This window comes from Streptomyces sp. NPDC126510 (genome assembly GCF_040302345.1).
In the GTDB taxonomy this organism is placed as follows: Bacteria; Actinomycetota; Actinomycetes; order Streptomycetales; family Streptomycetaceae; genus Streptomyces.
In genome coordinates this window covers 1-18359 of the sequence record NZ_JBEORR010000046.1, presented here as the reverse complement: position 1 = coordinate 18359, position 18359 = coordinate 1, and the positions used below count along the sequence as shown (strand labels likewise).

17 protein-coding genes and 1 pseudogene are annotated in these 18359 nt (G+C 69.2%); 6 read left to right on the top strand and 12 right to left on the bottom strand.

The annotated features are described in order from the left end of the window. The first annotated feature begins 177 nt into the window (after window positions 1–177). Complete coding sequence (locus tag ABTX60_RS39095) at window positions 178–1137, top strand: MmyB family transcriptional regulator (protein ID WP_352101641.1); 960 nt, start codon at window positions 178–180, stop codon at window positions 1135–1137. Between the two features lie 38 nt (window positions 1138–1175). Here the strand turns inward: ABTX60_RS39095 and ABTX60_RS39090 are convergent, their stop codons facing one another. Genes ABTX60_RS39090 through ABTX60_RS39080 form a run of 3 tightly spaced genes read right to left on the bottom strand, consistent with a single transcriptional unit; the run spans window position 1176 to window position 2511 of the window. After that, a complete protein-coding gene (locus tag ABTX60_RS39090; protein WP_352101640.1) occupies window positions 1176–1724 on the bottom strand; it encodes an MOSC domain-containing protein in 549 nt (182 codons plus the stop codon). After that, window positions 1721–2266, bottom strand: a complete 546-nt coding sequence (locus tag ABTX60_RS39085) for a Clp protease N-terminal domain-containing protein (protein WP_352101639.1) — start codon at window positions 2264–2266, stop codon at window positions 1721–1723. The genes ABTX60_RS39090 and ABTX60_RS39085 overlap by 4 nt, the downstream gene beginning before the upstream one ends. Before the next feature lie 2 nt (window positions 2267–2268). Beyond that, window positions 2269–2511 carry a hypothetical protein gene (locus ABTX60_RS39080; RefSeq protein WP_352101638.1) on the bottom strand — a complete coding sequence of 81 codons (243 nt, stop codon included), beginning with the start codon at window positions 2509–2511 and terminating at the stop codon, window positions 2269–2271. Window positions 2512–2647: 136 nt separating this feature from the next. Here ABTX60_RS39080 and ABTX60_RS39075 point away from each other — a divergent pair, with 136 nt between their 5' ends. Beyond that, window positions 2648–3034 (top strand): hypothetical protein, encoded by a 387-nt coding sequence (locus tag ABTX60_RS39075; RefSeq protein ID WP_352101637.1) that lies wholly within the window; start codon window positions 2648–2650, stop codon window positions 3032–3034. A 153-nt stretch (window positions 3035–3187) separates the two neighbouring features. On the opposite strand, the gene ABTX60_RS39070 is transcribed toward ABTX60_RS39075, so the two are convergent. The 3 genes from ABTX60_RS39070 to ABTX60_RS39060 all read right to left on the bottom strand — a co-directional run bounded on the left by ABTX60_RS39070 (window position 3188) and on the right by ABTX60_RS39060 (window position 5200). Next, window positions 3188–3775 (bottom strand): 3'-5' exonuclease, encoded by a 588-nt coding sequence (locus ABTX60_RS39070; RefSeq protein WP_352101636.1) that lies wholly within the window; start codon window positions 3773–3775, stop codon window positions 3188–3190. A 156-nt stretch (window positions 3776–3931) separates the two neighbouring features. Then, window positions 3932–4480 carry a GNAT family N-acetyltransferase gene (locus tag ABTX60_RS39065; protein ID WP_352101635.1) on the bottom strand — a complete coding sequence of 183 codons (549 nt, stop codon included), beginning with the start codon at window positions 4478–4480 and terminating at the stop codon, window positions 3932–3934. An 84-nt stretch (window positions 4481–4564) separates the two neighbouring features. Next, a complete protein-coding gene (locus ABTX60_RS39060; RefSeq protein WP_352101634.1) occupies window positions 4565–5200 on the bottom strand; it encodes a hypothetical protein in 636 nt (211 codons plus the stop codon). Window positions 5201–5487: 287 nt separating this feature from the next. Between ABTX60_RS39060 and ABTX60_RS39055 the strand changes: the two genes are divergently transcribed. Next, window positions 5488–5655: a hypothetical protein gene (locus ABTX60_RS39055; RefSeq protein WP_167526659.1), complete on the top strand. Its 168-nt coding sequence runs from the start codon at window positions 5488–5490 to the stop codon at window positions 5653–5655. A gap of 90 nt (window positions 5656–5745) precedes the next feature. On the opposite strand, the gene ABTX60_RS39050 is transcribed toward ABTX60_RS39055, so the two are convergent. Beyond that, window positions 5746–7251 (bottom strand): FAD-dependent oxidoreductase, encoded by a 1506-nt coding sequence (locus ABTX60_RS39050; RefSeq protein WP_352101633.1) that lies wholly within the window; start codon window positions 7249–7251, stop codon window positions 5746–5748. Between the two features lie 155 nt (window positions 7252–7406). On the opposite strand from ABTX60_RS39050, the gene ABTX60_RS39045 reads away from it, so the two are divergent. Continuing rightward, a complete protein-coding gene (locus ABTX60_RS39045) occupies window positions 7407–8603 on the top strand; it encodes a cytochrome P450 (protein WP_352101632.1) in 1197 nt (398 codons plus the stop codon). Between the two features lie 69 nt (window positions 8604–8672). Here the strand turns inward: ABTX60_RS39045 and ABTX60_RS39040 are convergent, their stop codons facing one another. Beyond that, entirely contained in the window at window positions 8673–9044 is a 372-nt protein-coding gene (locus ABTX60_RS39040) for a hypothetical protein (protein ID WP_352101631.1), read from the bottom strand. Window positions 9045–9183: 139 nt separating this feature from the next. Beyond that, window positions 9184–11526, bottom strand: coding sequence for an alpha-L-fucosidase (locus ABTX60_RS39035; RefSeq protein WP_352101630.1), 2343 nt, complete (start codon window positions 11524–11526; stop codon window positions 9184–9186). Between the two features lie 437 nt (window positions 11527–11963). On the opposite strand from ABTX60_RS39035, the gene ABTX60_RS39030 reads away from it, so the two are divergent. Continuing rightward, entirely contained in the window at window positions 11964–13403 is a 1440-nt protein-coding gene (locus ABTX60_RS39030) for an RICIN domain-containing protein (protein WP_352101676.1), read from the top strand. Between the two features lie 222 nt (window positions 13404–13625). Then, window positions 13626–15863: an alpha-L-fucosidase gene (locus ABTX60_RS39025; RefSeq protein ID WP_352101629.1), complete on the top strand. Its 2238-nt coding sequence runs from the start codon at window positions 13626–13628 to the stop codon at window positions 15861–15863. A 13-nt stretch (window positions 15864–15876) separates the two neighbouring features. Here the strand turns inward: ABTX60_RS39025 and ABTX60_RS39020 are convergent, their stop codons facing one another. From ABTX60_RS39020 to ABTX60_RS39010, 3 genes and pseudogenes are all read right to left on the bottom strand, one after another. Next, window positions 15877–16248: an NAD(P)-dependent oxidoreductase gene (locus ABTX60_RS39020; RefSeq protein ID WP_352101682.1), complete on the bottom strand. Its 372-nt coding sequence runs from the start codon at window positions 16246–16248 to the stop codon at window positions 15877–15879. Between the two features lie 100 nt (window positions 16249–16348). Continuing rightward, a pseudogene (locus ABTX60_RS39015) lies at window positions 16349–16498 on the bottom strand (epimerase); the annotation flags it as partial. Window positions 16499–16927: 429 nt separating this feature from the next. Further along, on the bottom strand, window positions 16928–18193 hold the full coding sequence (locus ABTX60_RS39010; protein ID WP_352101628.1) for a multidrug effflux MFS transporter: 1266 nt from the start codon (window positions 18191–18193) through the stop codon (window positions 16928–16930). Window positions 18194–18359 lie beyond the last annotated feature (166 nt).

The window sequence follows — 18359 nt, the reverse complement described above, 5'->3', positions numbered from 1 at the left end:
CGGGAGCCGCGGTCCGGTGTCGTGCACCCCCTGGGCTCCGGCGGCCGGGCCGCCCGCTCCGACACCGACTCTCCGCCCGACCCGCGGTCCGCAACAGACCGCGCTCTGCCCTGGGTGCCGCGTTCCTGGCCCTGACACGGCCCCCCACGTCTCTTGACCGCCTGCGACAATGACCGGATGGCAGCAGCAGCGGATGCGAGGGGCACGGAGCTCGGCCGGTACCTGAAGGCCCGCAGAGCGCAGGTACGCCCGGAGGATGTCGGTCTCCCGGCCGGCGCGGGCCTGCGCCGCACCCCCGGACTGCGCCGCGAGGAGTTGGCCGCACTGGCCGGAGTCAGTGTCGACTACTACATCCGCCTGGAGCGCGGCCGGGAGACCAACCCCTCGCCGGCCGTCGTGGACGCCCTCGGCCGCACCCTCCGGCTGCGCGGCGACGGCTTCGAGCGCCTGCACGAGCTCGCCGAGCTGGCCTCCGGCCGCGCCTCCGAGCTGCCGGCCTGTTCGGACCACGACGTGCGCGACTCGGTGCTGCGGATGCTGGAGTCGGTGCGTCCGCTGCCCGCCTATGTGGTGAGCCGGTACAACCGCCTCCTGGCCGCGAACCCGCCCGGCCGGCGCCTGATGCCCGGGCTCTGGGACTGGCCCGAGGACCAGCGGAACGTGACGCGCTACGTCTTCCTCCACCCGGTCGCCCGGACGCTCTACGAGCCGTGGGAGGAGACCGTCGCCCTGTCGGTCGCGCATCTGCGGGCGGTCGGCGGTGCCGACCCGGACAGCCCCGAGCTCACCACACTCGTCGGCGAACTGATGCTGAAGTCACCGCACTTCGCACGCCTCTGGGAGCGATACGACGTCTGCGAACGCGGCGGCGGCCAGAAGTCGTTCCGACACCCCAGAGTCGGCCCGATGACCCTGACCTACGAGGTCATGCGACTGGCCCGGACGGGCGGCCAGCGCATGGTCGTCTACCAGGCGGCCCCCGGCACCCCGGACGAGGCAGCCATGCTCCGCCTGGACTCCGATTCCGCCCGCCCGGAGCCGGCAGCACTCGAACACGCGCTGTCGGCGGACGCGCCGCCCACGGCGGAAGCCTCCGCCCAGCAGGGTCTGTTGCGGAGTGCGGGATCAACCGGCTGAAGTGCGGGTTGCAGTGATCCGCACGTTCACATCAAACCCTAGACGCGTTCCAGGGGGCGGTGAGGGTGTCCCGGAAGTTCGATCTCGACGGGATCGGCGGGGTGGACGGTTCCGCTCCGACGGACGACGGCCATGACGCCGCATTTGAAGGTGAACTCGGCGGAATGCGGGTCCAGGGCGAACATCTCGCCCAGGAGGCCGGTCCGGAAGTCGTTGATCTTCGAGCAGGGGTTGCGCAGTCCGGTCACCTCGACCACTGCGTCGGCCCCCAGACGCAGCAGAGTGCCGGTGGGCAGGGTGAGGAGGTCCACTCCGCGGGTGGTGATGTTCTCGCCGAGCTGTCCCGCGGAGACCTCGTAGCCCTTGAGCGCGAGTTCCTCGAAGAGCTCCTCATGCATCAGGTGCACCTGACGCAGGTTGGGCAGATCGGGTTCGTAGGTCATGCGGAACTGGTGCCGGATCGTCGCACCGGCATGGACGTCCCCCTCCACACCGAGGCCGGCGAGCAGCGTGACGCACGGGTGGTTCGGCTTGCTGAACGCGTATGTGGCGTTGCGGCTCACCGCCGTGACCAGCCCGGCGTTCACGGACTCTCCGGGGCGATCCGGGCGAGGACCGTCTCGCGCAGGGCAGCGGGGTCGACCTGGAAGGCGGCCAGAACCTCCACGGCGTGGCCCTCGGGCACGGTGAGCAGGCCGAGCAGGATGTGCTCGGTGCCGAATCTGTCGCGCCCCAGCGCCTTGGCCTCGCTGAGCGTGTTCGTCAGCGCGGTGCGGGCTTCCGCGGTGTAGGCGGGCCTGGGGAACTGGAAGGCGCCGGCCCCGAAGGAGGTGTCGGCCTGCCGCTGGATCTCCGCGACGTCGATGCCGAGCGAGGACAGGGCGTCGCGCGCGGGCTGCCCGCCCGAAGCGACGATCCCGGCCGCCTGCAAGACGCGTACGGTCTCCTGCCGGGCTCGCTCCAGGTCGACGTTCTGCCCGTGCAACACCCCGGCGGCTGTCCCCGTTTCAGCGGCGAGGAGTCCGAGCAGGAGGTGTTCGGTGCCGATGAAGTCGTGCCCCAGGGTGATCGCCTCGTCCTGGGAAGCCGTCACGGCCTGCTTCCCGTGATCGGTGAAGAACTCGAACACTTCTACTCCTCCATACCCATGGCCTTGCGCCGGCCTGCATGCTTCTCGTGCACCGACTGTCTGCTGACGTTCAAAGACGTGGCGATGCTCTGCCACGACCAGCCCTGGCGGCGGGCGTTGTCGACGTGCAGCCGCTCCAACTCCTCCAGGAGACGGCGCAACGCGACGACGGCCTCCAAGCCGACGGCGGGGTCCTTGTCGGTGACCCGTCCGGCCAGCGAGGCCGGGGTGTCCTCAGCTCCCATGCTCGTCAGGCTGCCCTGACACACCACACGTGTCAAGAAACCCTGACGCGGAGCCACGACGGACTCGCGGTCCATCGCGAAAGGACCGTGCCGATCACAGCCCACGAGAAAGGGCGAGGGCACGTACTCTTATCGCGTGGTGCACTCTCATCTGACCTTCGAGAACCCCCCTGCGCTGCCTCACGAGGTCGTGGTCGAGACGTTGGAGCGGGCTCTGCGTGACCGCGCGGCCGAGGGTGAGGCCGCGGGGGTCCTGGTCGGAAGCGCGTTGAGCGATGATGACGTGGAGTTCGTCGAACACTGGTGCGTGCAGGTCGGGACGCGGGCTGTGCCGGGCAGCCCACTGCTCGGGTTGGCCGGCCTGTGCCTGGGACACACCGCTCGACGCTTCGGGCGTCTCAGCGATGAGGCCCTCGCCCTTGTGGAGTCACTTGCGGCGCGTGCCGAGGCCGACCCGTCGGACGTGGACGGTCGGGCCGTCGACGGGTACGACGACGTCCGGGACTTCCTGCACCTGTGGTGAGGGGTTGCTTTCGTCGGCGGCATGCTTGTCCCGCCGGATGAGGTAGCGGCGGATCATGCTGCCCTGTTGCAGGTGGCTGGCGTGGTCGGTGCCTTCTTCGGCTTGATGTGGCCGTAGAGCCTGTCCCGGGCCAGGCTGTTGCCTGACGCGGCACTAGACGGCCTTGGCCGTGACCGGCCACGCCCCGCGGCCCAGCAAATCCAGGACGAGGGCCGCGATGTTCCACGCGTCGTCCTCGCCGCGGTGATGACGTCCCTCCAGCGGCAGTCCGGCGATCCGCAGAGCGTGATCCATGCCGGGTTTCCCGCGCAGCCCGTACGCCGCGGCGAATACGGCTTTGGCGTTGGTGTGGGTGCGTTCCGTCGGATAGCCGAACGGGTAGGCCACCCCGTCGGCCTGACTCTGCCGAGCGAATTGCCGACGGTCGTACTCGCCCCAGCTCGCCCAGGGGCGTTCCCCGCCCTCGTGGTCCTCGACGAGGATCCGGCATGCCTCGGCGAAGGTGACGCCCCGCTCCACCTCGGCCTGTGTCAGGCCGGTCAGTGCGGTGCAGAAGCTGCTCACCGCCGACCGGACAGGGCGGACCAGGATGCGGTGCCGGGACAGGCGGCGCCGTGCCCACACGTCGACGACGGTGAGACCGATCTCGATGATCTCGTTCACAGAACCGGGCGGCGGCTGTCCGTCCCAGCAGGTGGCTTCCACATCGATGACGTTCAGCAGGGTGGGTTCCTCTGGCATGGAGCCGAGAGTAAGGACGCGCGCCCGGCTCGGCACCTCGATTTTCCACGTTGTGGAGCCGCCGGCGGGTCGGGCAGTGCCGTTGGACCTCTCATGAGTGGTGCGTCCGCCCCGGCCCGCAGGGAACGTCACTCGGGCGCCTCGGGAGGCGGCCCCTCAACCGGAGGGCGTGCCCGGTGCCCGTACGCCGAACCACTGCTCGGCGCCGTACTCCTCGAACCGCTCCACCTCGGTGAACCCCAGCCTCACCGCCAGGTGCATCGCCCGCTCGTTGGCGGTCTGGGTGCAGAGCACCACCGGTTCGCCGGGATGCGCCTCGGCGAACCAGCCGAGCGCCGCCGCGCACGCCTCGGCGGCGTAGCCACATCCGCAGTGTTCCGGCAGCAGCATGTAACCGAGTTCGGTCTCCTCGGCCTCCGGCCGGACGTGACCTGGACGCTCCGCGCCACGGCGATCAAGCGTGACCATACCGATCATCGCCCCGTCGAGGTCGATCACGAAAAGGCCCGAGCGACGCCCGGGCACCTCGGGGACCGCACGCTCGAGCTCATCACGTGGTCGGGCGCCACCGAGGTAGGTGCCCACCTCGGGCGACGCGAAGAGCTCGATGAACGCCGAACGGTCCCGTGCTTCGGACGCGCGGAGCACGAGCCGTTGGGTTTTCAGCGGGACAGCCGGCCAGTTGAGAGGCCCGAGTTCGATCATGGCGGGCAACGTATCGCAAGCGCTCAGCAGCAGAACATCGGAACAGCGCTCAGCGGGCCTCGTCGCACAGCCGTAGACCTGCCGTCAGCCGTCCGTGGGTTCGGGCTGTGCCTCGGCGTCGGGTGCAGCCTTCCCGCTCTGCGCAGGCGCGCTGTAGAAGACGGACCTGCCCTGCTTGGAGCGCTCGGCCCCGCTCTTGGCCACGAGACCTTCGAGGGTGACGCGCACGACCTTGGGCGAGATGTCGCGGTCGGGGTGGGCCTGGCCGAGCGCCGTGGCGATCTCGGCGGCCGAGCGTGGTTCCTTCTGCTCTGCGAGGTGGCGACGGATGAGCTCGACCAGAGTCAGCTCGGCGGCCTGTGCGGTCTTCGCCGTCTTGGCAGCGGACTTCCGGGCTGTCTTCTTCGCAGGCGGGGCAGTCGACTTGGGTGCCTTCTGCTTCCCGCCAGCCGCGGCGCCGGCCTTCTTCCGCCGCGGGGAGGGCACAGTGGCGCTCTTGGACTCGACTGCGGACTCGGTCTGGGCCTGAGTGATGCCGAGTGCCTGCTGCATGCTGACCAGCACGCCGTGGTCATGCTGCAGAGCGGCGAGCCGCTCCTGCAGGGAGGCGATGTCCGCGCTGATGCGTTCCTGTTCCTTGAGGTTCGCCTCGAGGTCGCCCTTCACCTGGGCGATGTACTGCGATGCCAGTTCGGTGGCGGGAGCTGCTGTCTCGGGCATGGCGCTGACCCTTCCTTCATGTGTACCGCACGTTGTCCTGGTGGGAGATGGTACGGACAAGAGCAGGTACATGTTCCCGATGAGCAGCGGCCTTTTCCTCGGTGTCAGCCTCCGGTCTGCGGTGTTCGGGGTCAACGAGACGCAGGGCAGGCGCAGTTGCCCTTCGTGGTGAGAGTTGCGGCCGCCAGAAGACTTCAGCGGTGCCCGCACAGGCGGGCGAACATCCCGGTGTCTGCGGGAGCGAAGGCGGGGCATACGGGCTCCATCCCCTTCGAGAGGAGCTCGTCATGCTCGGCATAGTCGCGGCAGTGCTGTTCTTCCTGGCGTTCCTGATCAACGCGGCTGAGATCAGCACCAACGATGTGTTCTCTTCGACGAACGTCATGTTGCTGGGATTGATGTGCTTGGCGCTGCAGGTGGCCGGCGTCGGTGCCGGCTGGGCCCGCCGGCGCTGACCCACGCTCCAGCAGGTCCGGTGACGTCTCGCCACCGGACCTGCCCCTGCATGGAGATGGCTGGAAGGGCTAGCGGAGCATGCGCCTGCGCTACATCCCGGCGCCTCTCAGCCCGACGCGCGCCAGGTAGCGGCTCAGGTGCTCAGAGTTGTCAGCGGCCAGACCGATGTGCTGGTCAGGGCGGATGAGGAACAGCCCCGTGCCCAGTTCCTGCGCGAGCGGCCCGCCGGTCACCTGGTGGGTGCGCAGACCCGCTGCCTCGGGAGGCGGAGCACAGTTCACCGTGAGCAAGGTGAAGTCCGGGCTTCTCAGCAGGTCGAAGAGGCTGCCGCAGGGGCCCTCGGTGGTGACGCACGGGAGGTCGGGCGCGCGGTCGCCGGCCTGGTGCCCGGTCGCAGACCGGCGCTCCCGCAGGTCGGTCGAGAGTTCACTGTCGCGGTAGTGCACCGACAGCAGGTGGCAGACCCGCCCCCGGTAGCGTGCCTGCTCGTCGGCGTCCTGGGGTTCGCGGCCGGCCCGGTACAGGCGCGTGCTGAGGTCCAGCGTGTCCGCCGCGGCGGCCCGGCGCTCGGCGTCATAACTGTCCAGCAGCGTGTCCGGGGCACGGCAGCCGATGACCTGGCCGAGCTTCCAGCCGAGGTTGTAGGCATCCTGCACGCCGATGTTCAGCCCCTGCCCACCGCCGGGCGGGTGCACGTGCGCGGCGTCCCCGGCGAGGAAGACGCGCCCCTGACGGAAGCGTTCGGCCATCGCGGTACGGGGCCGGTAGAACGAGAACCACCGCACCTCCGTGACGGCGTCGGAGGTCAGATGCGTACGGCCGGCGACCAGACTGCGCACGGTCTCGGGTGTCGCGGTGAACTCCTCGCCGGTGATTTTGGCGTTCAGCTGGAAGTCGGAGGCTCCGGGGAGCGGGCACAGCAGGAGTTCACCTGCCGGGTCGGGCCAGATGTGCCAGTGATCGCGATCCAGTCCCTCGACGCGTACGTCCGCCACCACGGCCGAGCGCAGCCCGCTCTCCTCGCCCTTCATGGCGATGCCCAGGGACTCGCGCACCGTGCTGTGGCTGCCGTCGGCGCCCACCAGGTAGAGCGCCGACATCCGGCGACGGTCACCGTCCGAGTGCGTCACCTCCGCCGTCACATGCGTGGCGGCCTGGGTGAGGGACGTGAGCCGGGCACCGCACTCCAGCGTCCCGCCCAGGTCGAGCAGGCGATCGCGCAGGATGTCCTGCGTGCGCCACTGAGGGACCAGCCACGGCCGCGGGTGCCGTGACACCGGGGCCTCGGGGTCCGGCAGGATCAGCTGCCACTCGCCCTGGCGCTCGCCGTCGCGCCAGGTCTGCATGGGAGGGAAGGGGGAGCCGGCGGCCCTCAGCGCGTCGGCGACACCGAGGTCGTCGAAGGCCTCAAGTGTGCGTGACTGCAGGCTCTTGCCGCGCGACCCGGGCAGGAGCTGGTCGCCGGCCTCGATGACATGGGTACGGACACCACGCCTGGCCAGGTCGCAGGCGAGAGTGAGACCGGTGGGGCCGCCGCCGACGACCAGCACGTCCACGGCCGGCTGCTGCGGTGGCTGAGGGGTGGGATCGGGCACGTCTCCCCGCTTTCTGCCGTTTGACCCGGCACTGGGTGCATGGAGCGGCGCTCTGCCGCACTATGCGAAATGTCCCCCGCAGGCCGGGCGCCGTGCCCCGGGCCCACCCGGTTCCGCCCACATGGCCGTACCGTCGCACGCGTTCAGGAGTACACATGGCTCACGTCGCCGCCTGCCCCTTCGACTTCAGTGAGCAACTGGCCTTCGACCCGTCACTCGTACAGCTCATGGCCGGCGGCCCGGTCAGCCGGATCCGACTGCCCTACGGGGAAGCCGACGCGTGGCTGGTCACCAGCTTCGACGGCGTACGTCAGGTGACGACCGACCCGAGGTTCAGCCGGGCCGGCATCGTCGGCCGTGACTACCCCCGGATGACTCCCGAGCCGATCGTCTCCCCCGAGTCGCTCAACGTCATGGACCCGCCGCGCAGCACCCGGCTCCGTCATGCCGCCGCCCGGGCCTTCACGCAGAGCAGCGTGAAGCGCATGACGCCGGCCATCGAGCGAGTGGCCGGCCGCCTCGTGGACGAGATGATCGAGCACGGCCCGCCGGCCGACCTGGCCCTCGGCCTGTCCGCGCAGCTGCCCAACCACACCATCTGCGCCTTGCTCGACGTACCCGCAGCGGACCGGCCCCTCATGCTGCGCCACACCCAGCAGATGCTCACGACCGCCCCCGAAGCCAGGCAGGCGGCGGCTGAGGCCAAGCAGTTCCTGCGCGCCTACTTCACCGCGCTCGTCGCCGAGCGCCGAGGGGAAGGGGGCGATGACCTCATCAACACCATGGCGGCCTGCGAGCAGGGGGAGGAGCCCCTGAGCGACGACGAGCTGGCCGTCCTGGCCCTCACTCTCATCCTCAGCGGCAACGACACGGCGACCTGCCAGATCAGCAACATCGCCTTCACCCTGCTCACCCGCCCGGAGCTGATGGATCTGCTGAGGCGCAGTCCCGGGCAGCTGCCCCGGCTGCTGGACGAACTCCTGCGGCACATCCCCTTCCGCAAGGGCGTCGGCATCCCGCGCATCGCCCTGGAGGACGTGAAGGTGGAGGGCGTGCTGATCCGCGCGGGCGACTTCGTCCACGTCTCCTATCTCGCGGCCAACCGGGACCCTGCGGTGTTCCCGGACCCTGACGCCCTGGACGTCGACCGTTCGTCCCATCCCCACATGACGTTCGGCTGGGGCAACCACCACTGCATCGCCAGCACGCTCGCGATCGCGGAACTCGGCACCGCGATCAGGGTCCTGTTCACCCGCCTGCCCGGCCTGCGTCTGGCGGTTCCGGCCGAGGCGGTGCGCTGGGACACCCGGACCATCCGGCGCTTCCCGTTGGAGCTGCCCGTGACGTGGTGAGACCTCAACGGGGCGAATCCGGTCCCGGCCCGTCTCTGCTCGGTGCAGGTGGGCGGAGGTACGCCTTCGTCACGACAACAGCATGCGCGTCCATGCGATGGCCAGGACGGTGCAGGCGAGCGTGAACAGGCCCTGCACAACAGCCGTGACCGGCATCCGCAGGCGGGCGTGCACGACGGCGCCGACCGCCGCCACCGCCGGAACGCCCCAGATGACGAGCCATGTCAGGACCGGGGTGTCGGAGGAGCGTGCGGTCGAAGGGGAGGACGGCGCGTGCACTGTGCCCAAGCCGACCGCGACGAGCAGCACCACGGCGACGACGACGATGACCGCGTCCGCGACCAGGAGAAGCAGGGCGACGGCGACGTCGATCAGCCGGGAAGGACGCTCGCGCCGGGGAGGCGCGAGAGCGTCCTGCTCGTCCGCACGCGGTGGGGCCATGACATGACTGCACCACGGAATGGAGCATTCGACACCTCCCAGGCTCTGGGGAGGACCCGACTGTGACCATCGCCCACCGTGGGGCCAGGCCGTTCGCTGCGCGTCCCGCGAGCGAACGGCCTGGCCCCCGGGCCGCGGGTCAGACGCTGACGATCTGCCACTCCTGGTTGTCCCCACCGGCGATGGGCCACTGGATGATGTCGGTGCGGTCGTCGGTGGACCCGCCGGCGACGTCGGCGCACCAGCCGGTACGGACGTTGACGAGACGGTGGTAGCCGCTGGTCGTGGAGGGGACCAGCTTCCACCACTGGTTGTCCGTGCCGGTGTCGGGCCCCTGGGTCAGGGTCGAGCCCTGGATGGAGTTGGGGCTCTGCAGGAGCTTGCCGCTCATGATGTTGCGCAGCCGGAACGAGCCGTCCATGTTCGGCAGCAGGTTCCATTGCTGGTTGGAGCCGCCGCCGTAGGGCCACTGGATGATCGGGGCGCCGTCGGCGGTCGAGGCGTCGGCGACGTCCAGTGCCTTGGCGCTCCGCCTGTTGATGATCTTGTACGTGCCCAGGTCCGCGCTGAAGGGCCGGTCATAGATTTCCAGGCTGCGGACGGACGCCCACACGGTGGAAGGCAGCCCGGTGACGGTGACACGGACGTACCGCGCCTGGGCCGCGAATACGGCCGCCTGTACCTGGCTCGTGGAGTTGGTGGCGGTGTTGTCGACGAGCGTGGTCCACGTGCTGTTGTCGGTGGAGCCTTCGATCTTGTACCGGTAGTTGGTCTTGTCCCGTTCCCACACGATGCGGGTACCGGTCAGTGACCGGGTGGAGCCGAGGTCGGCCTTGAGCCAGTGGCCGGTGCCGCCGTCGTTGGCGCACCAGCGCGTGGCGGTGGAGCCGTCGACGGCCTTGGCCGCGGTGTTGCCCTTGGATGCCTCCTCGCTGTCGGCGGTGACGGTCTTGCCGGCGGCGATGTCGGCCGGCTGCACGGAGCGGTCCAGGACGACACCGACCACGCTGTCCTCGGGGATGCGGGTGCGGTTGATCCCGCTGACCGACACCCTGCCGTCCGCGCCGACCGTGTACGGGAGGTCGCTACCCGCGGCGACGTCGAACACGCGGGTGACCTTGGCGTCTCCGATGGAGGGGGTGGTGAAGGCTGTGCCGCTGTAGCCACGCAGGAGGTGGACGTAGAAGGTGTTGTCCTTGGACGTGAAGCCGTACTGGCCGTCCACCGGTTGCCAGGGTCCGCCGCGCGTACCGTAGACGGCCTGGCCGCACGTGGTCAGGAAGTCGCCGACCCTGCGCACCGCTGCTGCCTGGTCGGCGGGGATCACCCCGGTGCGGCCGGGGCCGACGTTGAGCAGGACGACCATGTTGCGCACCCAGGAGTTGACCAGGATGTCCATGATGGTGCCGAAGCTCATCACGGGCGTGCCGGCCTTGTAGCCCCAGGCACCGCCGATGGTGAAGTTCTTCTCCGACAGACGGTCTGTGCGCATGGCGCCGCTCGGGATGGAGGGGCCTTCCTCGCTGACGTAGTCGCCCATCCAGCCGGAGCGCGGGTTGACCACGACGTCGGGCTGGTGCTTGCGCACCACGCCCATCACACCCAGGGGGCTGCCGGTGGCGGTGTCGGTCTCGCTGTGGGCGGCGTCCACCGGCCACTGGTTGGAGCTGCTGCGGAGCTTGCCGGGCTCCCAGAAGAAGCCGGCGGACGCGTCCGTGCCCTGCTGGCCCAGCCAGCTGCCGTCGAAGTAGATGTCATCGATCTTGCCGTAGTTGGTCATCAGCTCCTTGACCTGCTGGTACACCTCGTTCTTCATGATCCGCGCGTTCTCCTTGTGCGCGGGATCGGTGGTGTAACCCCACTCGTTCGTCAGGCAGTTGGTGCCGGTGACGTCGAAATAGCCCGGGTAGCGCCAGCTCATGGGCGAGTAGTAGAGGCCCACCTTGAGCCCGGCGTTGCGTACAGCGGTGACGTACTCGCTGATCAGGTCCCGCTGCATCGGCGCCTGGCCGGCATGCCAGGCGTTCGGGTGGGTGGACGGCCACAGTGCGAAGCCCTCGTGGTGCCGGGCCGTGAGCACCATGTACTTCGCGCCCATGTCCCTGGCCAGTTGGGCCCAGTCGGCCGGGCGGTAGGCACTTGCCGTGAACTGCTCGCTGGTCGCGTCGGTGAAGTACTTCTTGTAGTTCTCCGACGTGACGGCGGAGTTCTCCATGTACCACTCGCCCTTGGCCGGGCCGGAGTACACACCCCAGTGGATGAACATGCCGAGCTTCGCGTCCTGCAGCCACTGGAGCTTCTCGTTGGACTGCTGCTCGATGCCCAGTTCCGTCTTCGGGATCCGCAGGGGAGGGAGTGGCAGAGGGGTGGGGGCTACCGCGGCGTACGCCGGCGTCCCGGTCGCGACGGAGCCGATCGCGGCGGCCACCGTCATGGCCGCCATGCCGGCGAGAACTGATCTGCGGGAAGGGAATTCCGGCACGGTGATGCGTCCTGTTCGTTCGACGGAAGACCACCCGGCGCCGACGACGCCGGGCGGGGCGGCAGCAGCGGGGCTCGGCCGCGAGGTCCAGGAAGCGTGAGGATCCCTCTCAGCGCCCGGCTCAACGGGATACATGGGATGGATTAACGGGTAGGTCGCGGGCCTCTGTCCAGGCTTGCGACACATTAATTTGCCAGACGCCTCTCACCTGCGAAGAAGCACCCTCGCGGGGAGCCGCGACATGGGATGTATTTGGGAGTGCGTCACACCTTGACGAGGCTCCTCGCGGAGCTTAGCGTCCTCCATCGGAAACGCGCACGTTTCAACAATTTTCCAAGTTCGTGGGTGGGTAGTGCCACTTGACGTCGGCGAGGCCATGCAGGCGCGGGGTTCCGGCGACACGTCCTCCCGTCACTGCGAAGAAAGGCATGGATGCCATGCTCCGTCGTGCCTGCTTGCTCCTGTCGGCCCTGCTCATGGGCGTGGTCGGGCTCCTGTCCGCCGGCGCGCCCGCCCAGGCCGCTTCCGCTACCGTGACCAATGCGACCCAGTTCACCGACACCACCGGAGCCGTGGTCCACGCCCACGGCGGCGGCGTGATCAAGGTCGGCGCGTACTACTACTGGTTCGGCGAGAACCGCAATCCCGACAACACGTTCAAAGCCGTCTCGGTCTACCGGTCGACGGACCTGAAGACCTGGGAGTCCCGGGGCAACGCCCTCACCCAGAGCAGCGCCCCCGAGCTGCAACTCTCCTACATCGAGCGGCCGAAGGTGATCTACAACAGCGCCACCGGCAAGTTCGTGATGTGGATGCACAAGGGCAACGGCAAGGACTACACCGAGGCCCGGGCCGCCGTCGCGGTCTCGGACACGGTCGACGGCGCCTACACCTACCAGGGGAGTTTCCGGCCGCTCGGCGAGATGTCCCGCGACGACACCCTGTTCAAGGACGACGACGGCACCGCCTACTTCATCTCGGCCGCGAACAACAACGCCGACCTCCACATCTACAAGCTGACCGCCGACTACACGAAGATCGACAGCCTGGTCGCCAACCCATGGCCCGGCGCCTTCCGTGAGGCACCGGCGCTGTTCAAGCGCAACGGCGTGTATTTCATGCTGACCTCCACGACCAGTGGCTGGAACCCCAACCAGCAGCGCTACGCCACCGCGACGAGCCTCGCCGGTCCCTGGTCCGCCCAGGCGGACGTCGGCGACGCGACGGCCTACGGCTCCCAGACCACCTATGTCCTGCCCGTCCAGGGCACGTCGGGCACCTCGTACCTGTACATGGGCGACCGCTGGGGCAACTCCATCGGCGGCACGGTCAACGACTCCCAGTACGTCTGGCTGCCGCTGACCTTCCCCACCGGCAGGACCATGAACCTGCCCTGGTACCCGCAGGTCGCCATCGACACGGCGGCCGGGACGGTCACCGGCGTCGGCGGCGGCCCCTACTACAACTTCGTCGCACAGCACAGCAGCAGGTGCATCGACGTCAAGGACAACTCCGCAGCAGACAGCTATGACGTCGTGCAGTATGACTGCAACGGCGGCCTCAACCAGCAGTGGCGCCTGAAGGCCACCGACAGCGGCTACGTCCAGATCATCGCCGAGCACAGCGGCAAGTGCCTCGACGTGGCCAACGGCTCCAACGACCCAGGCGCCTACGTGCAGCAGTACCGCTGCACCACCGGCACCAACCAGCAGTGGCTTCTCGAGGACCAGGGCAACGGCACCTACCACCTCAAGTCGAGGGACAGCAACCTGTGCCTGGACGTCGCGAACGGCTCCACCGCCAACGGCGCCCGCCTGATCCAATGGACATGCGGCGCCACCGCCGCCAACCAGCAGTTCCAGCGGCGTACCGTCTGACGAATCGGTGAGCTGCAGTGCGCGTGATTGATGGGATGAGTACGGGCTGAAAATGTGGATTCCGCGGCTGGAATCCGGTCGTCCGCGCTATCCATCCCATCAATCACACGCATACCCGTTGACATGAGCGGGTCGCATGGTCGACCTTCGTCCCTGGCACAAGGGCGCTCCGGAGCCTCGTCTCGGAGCGCACCCCCCTTCCCCTTCGTCGCAGGGACGCGCATGTCGAGTCGGACCAACAGACGTCAGTTCCTCACGGCAGCCACGGTGGTGGCTGCCGCGACCACCGCCGGAGGCCTGTTCGGCGCCGGTGGCGCGCAGGCAGTGCCCCGCACCCGCACCTACACGCCCGACTGGGAATCGGTCGACCGGCATCCGCCGGCCCCGGAGTGGTTCAGAGACGCCAAGTTCGGGATCTATTTCCACTGGGGTGCCTTCAGCGTCCCCGCCTACGAGAGCGAGTGGTACCCGCGCCAGATGTACATCGAGGGCAGCGCGGCCAACAAGCACCACGTCGCCACCTATGGCCCGCCCTCGGCCTGGCCGTACCGCAACTTCATCGACGGAGGGAAGGACCTGGCGGGCAACACCGTGCAGTTCGCGCCCAAGTTGAAGTCCGCAGGCGGCAACTTCGACCCGAAGGAATGGGTGCAGCTCTTCGTCGACGCCGGTGCCCGGTTCGCCGGTCCCGTCGCCGAGCACCACGACGGATTCTCGATGTGGGACAGCAAGGTCAGCGAGTGGAACTCGGTCGCCAAGGGGCCGAAGCTCGACCTGCTGCGGCTGTTCACCGACGCCATCCGCGCCCGGGGCCTCAAGCTCCTGGTGGCCATGCACCACGCCTACCACTTCAACGGCTTCTTCGACCACGTGCCCGCACAGGCGGACCCCAGCCTCAAGAAGCTGTACGGGCAGTTGAGTCAGGCCGAGGAGAACCAGCTCTGGTACGACAAGCTCAAGGAGGTCATCGACCGCGCCCGCCCCGACATCCTCTGGCAGGACTTCAAGCTCGACGCCGTCGACGAGAAGCAGCGGCTCAACTTCCTGGCGTACTACTACAACCAGGCCGAAGCCTGGGGCAAGGAAGTCGTCGCCACCTACAAGGACGGCATGAGCGACCGCGGTCAGGTCTTCGACTACGAGCGCGGCGGCCCGGGCGACCTCACCGCCCCGTACTGGCTCACCGACGACAGTATCTCCAGCTCCAGCTGGTGCTACACGGAGGGCATCGGCTACTACAGCATCCCGCAGATGCTGCACTCGTTCATCGACCGGGTGAGCAAGAACGGCAACGTGCTGCTCAACATCGCGCCGAAGGTCGACGGCACCATCCCGCAGGCGCAGAAGGACATCCTGCTCGGCATCGGCGACTACCTGAAGCGCTTCGGGGAGTCGGTGTACTCGACGCGCGCCTGGACCGCGTACGGCGAGGGCCCGACGAAGATGGGCGGTGGCGCCTTCACCAACCCGACCGCCGGCACGGCACAGGACATCCGGTTCACCCGGAACAAGGCCAACACCGTCCTGTACGCCACCGTGCTGGGCTGGCCCGGGAGTTCGCTGACGATCGGCACGCTCAACTCCGACCGGATCGACCTCACCTCGCTGCGGTCGGTGAAACTGCTCGACGACGAGGCCGGTCACTACATCACCCTGCCCAAGCCGGTCCAGGGCGCGACCGGCCTACGGGTGGCCCTGCCGGCGACAGCGCCGTTCCAGGCCCACGCGTACGTCCTGAAGCTCGAGTTCTCCGGGCAGATCCCCGGTCTGCGCCCGCTGCGCGGTGCCGTGGCCTTCCCGGACTCCGGCTACCGCGGACCGGCCGCGGTCCTCGCTGTCGGCGATTACGACGCTGACCAGCTCACGCTCGCCGGTCTCGGCCCCCGCAGTCTGTCCTCACTGCGACTGGCCCCCGGCTACCAGGTGACCGGCTACTCCGGAGACGACCTCACCGGCACCTCCTGGACCTTCAGCGCCGACGTTCCCGACCTTCGGGACACCGGTGGCAACGACAAGGTCGCCTCACTGAGGGTCCAGTTCGCGCCGTCCTCGTACTTCAGGATCACCAACGTCACGGACGGCCTGGCCCTGGACTCCGGCGGCGACGTCGCTTCCGGCTCCGACCTCAAGCAATGGGGCTGGGACAACAGCCCCAACCTGCACTGGCAGGCGGTCGAAGTCGGCGGCGGCTACTACAAGCTGGTCAACCGTGCCAACGGCATGGTGGCCGATGGCTGGGGCGCCGCCGCCGACGGCTCCACCGCCCGGCAGGCCGCCTGGAACGGTGGCAGCAACCAGCAGTGGCGGATCACCCATCGAGGCGACGGCCGCTTCTCGATCGCCAACCGCACCACCGGCCTGGTCCTCGACGGCGGCGGCAACGTGCCCTCCGGCTCGGTCACCAAGCAGTGGACCTACGACGGCAGCACCAACCTGTTGTGGACCTTCACAGCACTGTGAGGCCCACCGGCGGTCAGTACGCCGGGGTGATGCGACGCCGGATCGTTTCGCCCTTCTCGACCTCGTCGACCAGAGCCACCGCGTAGTCCTCGGCGCTGATGAAGCTGCTGCCGTCCTCGGCGGTCAGCAGCTCGTCGCCGCCGAGGCGGAAGGTGCCGGTGCGCTCGCCGGGAGCGATCTCGTCGGCGGGGGAGAGGTAGGTCCACTCCAGGTCGTCCACCTCGGCGCGCAGCAGGCGCAGGACCTCCCGGTGAGCGAGGGCCTCTCCCTTGTACGGCGCGGGGAAGTCGGGAGTGTCGACCCGGTCGAGCCCTGAGGCGGTCTTCAGGCTGCCGGCGCCGCCGACGACGACAAGACGGCGTACGTCCCGCGGTGCGCAGCCCATCGAACATGGAGCGGTAGAGCGCCAGTAGCGGAGCGGCCGGGTCGGAGCCGTCGCGGGGCGGGGAGACGGCGGAGACGACCACGTCGTGTCCGGCGGCGGCCTCGGCGACCTTGGCGGGCACGGAGGCGTCGAGGGCCAGCGGGGCCAGGGCGGTGTGCTCGGGCAGGGCCGCCGCCGCGCCGGAGCGGGTCGCGGCGGTCACCTCGTGGCCGCGGCCCAGCGCTTCCGAGGCGACCCGGGAGCCGATCATGCAGGTGGCGCCGATGAGGAGGATCTGCATGGGGGGGACTCCGTTTCTCGCGGTTCTCTTCTTCCGGTTTTTCCGGTTCTTCCGGTTTCTTCGGGGCGCGGTCAGCGGGGGAGCGTCACGGTCGCTCGGGGGGACTCACCGCGCCGCGCGCAGTGGACGAGCACCTTGCTCACCAGCTCACGCAGCATCAGCCGCTCGATAGACGACCGGGCCCTGGTGGAACGCCTCCGGCAGCAACTGACCCTCTACGTCGGCGAGGTGACGGGCGCGCCGTCCCCGGGATGGCTCGGGCTGCATCCCGGAGCTGCAGACGCGGTTCACAGGGGTTTGGACGAGACGACTGAGGAGCGCGAGGGTTTCGTAGCCCGGACGTCCGCCGCTATGAAGGTTCTGTCCATGAGAATGGCTCGCTTTTGACATGTTCCGCGCTCACTGAGCGAGCGGGTCGGGAGTGGCTCTCCAAGGACGGCACAGGGCGAGGAAACCGGCTGCCGCGGCCAGCGCGAGGCCGAGGACCGACGCGGCCATGGGCAGGGCGGTGTCCTGCCCGCCGAGGCCCGCCAGGGCAGGGGCGAGAGCGCCCATGAGGAACTGAGTGGTGCCCAGCAGCGCCGACGCGCTGCCTGCCGTGTGCGGGGCGCGCTGAAGACAGAGCGCCGTGGTGGTGGGCAAGATCGTACCGACGGGGCAGGCGACGAGGAACAGGGAAACCGCGATCCAGGGCAGGCCCGTGTGCGTGGTCGTGACCAGCAGGACCAGGGTGCTGCCGGCGCAGACGAGCACGATCAGGCCCGCTGCCAGGATGCGGTGCGAGGGGAAACGGCCGAGCAAAACCTTGCCGTTCAGCTGACCCGTCGCCACCATGCCGATCGAGTTGAGGGCGAACAGCAGGCTGTAGGTCTGCGGGGAGGCGCCGTAGATCCGCTGGAGGGTGAAGGAGGAGCCCGCGATATAGGCGAACAGGGCTGCGAAACGGAGGCTGCCGGTGAGCAAGTAACCGGTCAAGGGACGGTCTTGGAGCAGGCCGCGCATGGTGCGCAGGGTGATGCCGAGTCCGCCGGGGCGGCGCCGGGGGAGGGGCAGAGACTCGGTCAGCAGGGCGGTGGTGGCGGTCAGGACCGCCAGGCCGAGCAGAGCGAGGGCGGCGAAGACGCCGCGCCAGGACGTCAGGCGCAGCAACTGGGCGCCGAGCACCGGAGCCAGGATCGGCGCCGTACCGGAGACCAGCATCAGCGAGGACAGCAGCCGGGCCGCGCCGAGACCGTCGTACAGATCACGGACGACGGCCCGGGCGATGACGATGCCCGCCGCGCCGGCCAGCCCCTGCACCAGCCGCATGCCGATGAGAACCGCCGGATCCGGTGCGACGGCGCACAGGGCACCCGCCACCACGTACACGGTCAGCCCGGCAAGCAGCGGCCGTCGCCGGCCGAGAGTGTCGCTGAGCGGGCCGATGAGCAGCTGGCCCACCGCGATGCCGACCATGAACGCGGTCAGGGTGAGCTGGGTGACTGCCTGTGAGACATGCAGATCCCCGCTGACCTCGGGGAGCGCGGGCAGATAGAGGTCGATGGTGAGCGGGCCGAGTGCGGTCAGCGAGCCCAGGATCAGAACGAGCGGCAAGCGGCGGGGGCCGACCGGCTGGCCGGCCGCCCGGTCCTCTGTGACGGCGACGGCCGGGTGGGTTTCTGACATGGGTGATCCAGGGATGCGGGAGTGGAGGCGGGCAGCGAGCGCCGCCGGTACCGCCGTGGCGGGGGCGGCCCGGGGGGGCGGGGCCCCGCCCCGGCCCGGGGGGGGGGTGGTTCGCCGCAGCGGCCGAGGTGGGGCGCGGGGGGGGTGGGGGGTGGGCGGGGGGCTG

Coding starts and splice junctions, on each gene's coding strand:
- ABTX60_RS39095 (WP_352101641.1), top strand. CDS start 178: ATGGCAGCAGCAGCGGATGCGAGGGGCACGGAGCTCGGCCGGTACCTG.
- ABTX60_RS39080 (WP_352101638.1), bottom strand. CDS start 2,511: ATGGGAGCTGAGGACACCCCGGCCTCGCTGGCCGGACGGGTCACCGAC.
- ABTX60_RS39070 (WP_352101636.1), bottom strand. CDS start 3,775: ATGCCAGAGGAACCCACCCTGCTGAACGTCATCGATGTGGAAGCCACC.
- ABTX60_RS39065 (WP_352101635.1), bottom strand. CDS start 4,480: ATGATCGAACTCGGGCCTCTCAACTGGCCGGCTGTCCCGCTGAAAACC.
- ABTX60_RS39060 (WP_352101634.1), bottom strand. CDS start 5,200: ATGCCCGAGACAGCAGCTCCCGCCACCGAACTGGCATCGCAGTACATC.
- ABTX60_RS39055 (WP_167526659.1), top strand. CDS start 5,488: ATGCTCGGCATAGTCGCGGCAGTGCTGTTCTTCCTGGCGTTCCTGATC.
- ABTX60_RS39045 (WP_352101632.1), top strand. CDS start 7,407: ATGGCTCACGTCGCCGCCTGCCCCTTCGACTTCAGTGAGCAACTGGCC.
- ABTX60_RS39040 (WP_352101631.1), bottom strand. CDS start 9,044: ATGGCCCCACCGCGTGCGGACGAGCAGGACGCTCTCGCGCCTCCCCGG.
- ABTX60_RS39030 (WP_352101676.1), top strand. CDS start 11,964: ATGCTCCGTCGTGCCTGCTTGCTCCTGTCGGCCCTGCTCATGGGCGTG.
- ABTX60_RS39025 (WP_352101629.1), top strand. CDS start 13,626: ATGTCGAGTCGGACCAACAGACGTCAGTTCCTCACGGCAGCCACGGTG.
- ABTX60_RS39020 (WP_352101682.1), bottom strand. CDS start 16,248: ATGGGCTGCGCACCGCGGGACGTACGCCGTCTTGTCGTCGTCGGCGGC.
- ABTX60_RS39010 (WP_352101628.1), bottom strand. CDS start 18,193: ATGTCAGAAACCCACCCGGCCGTCGCCGTCACAGAGGACCGGGCGGCC.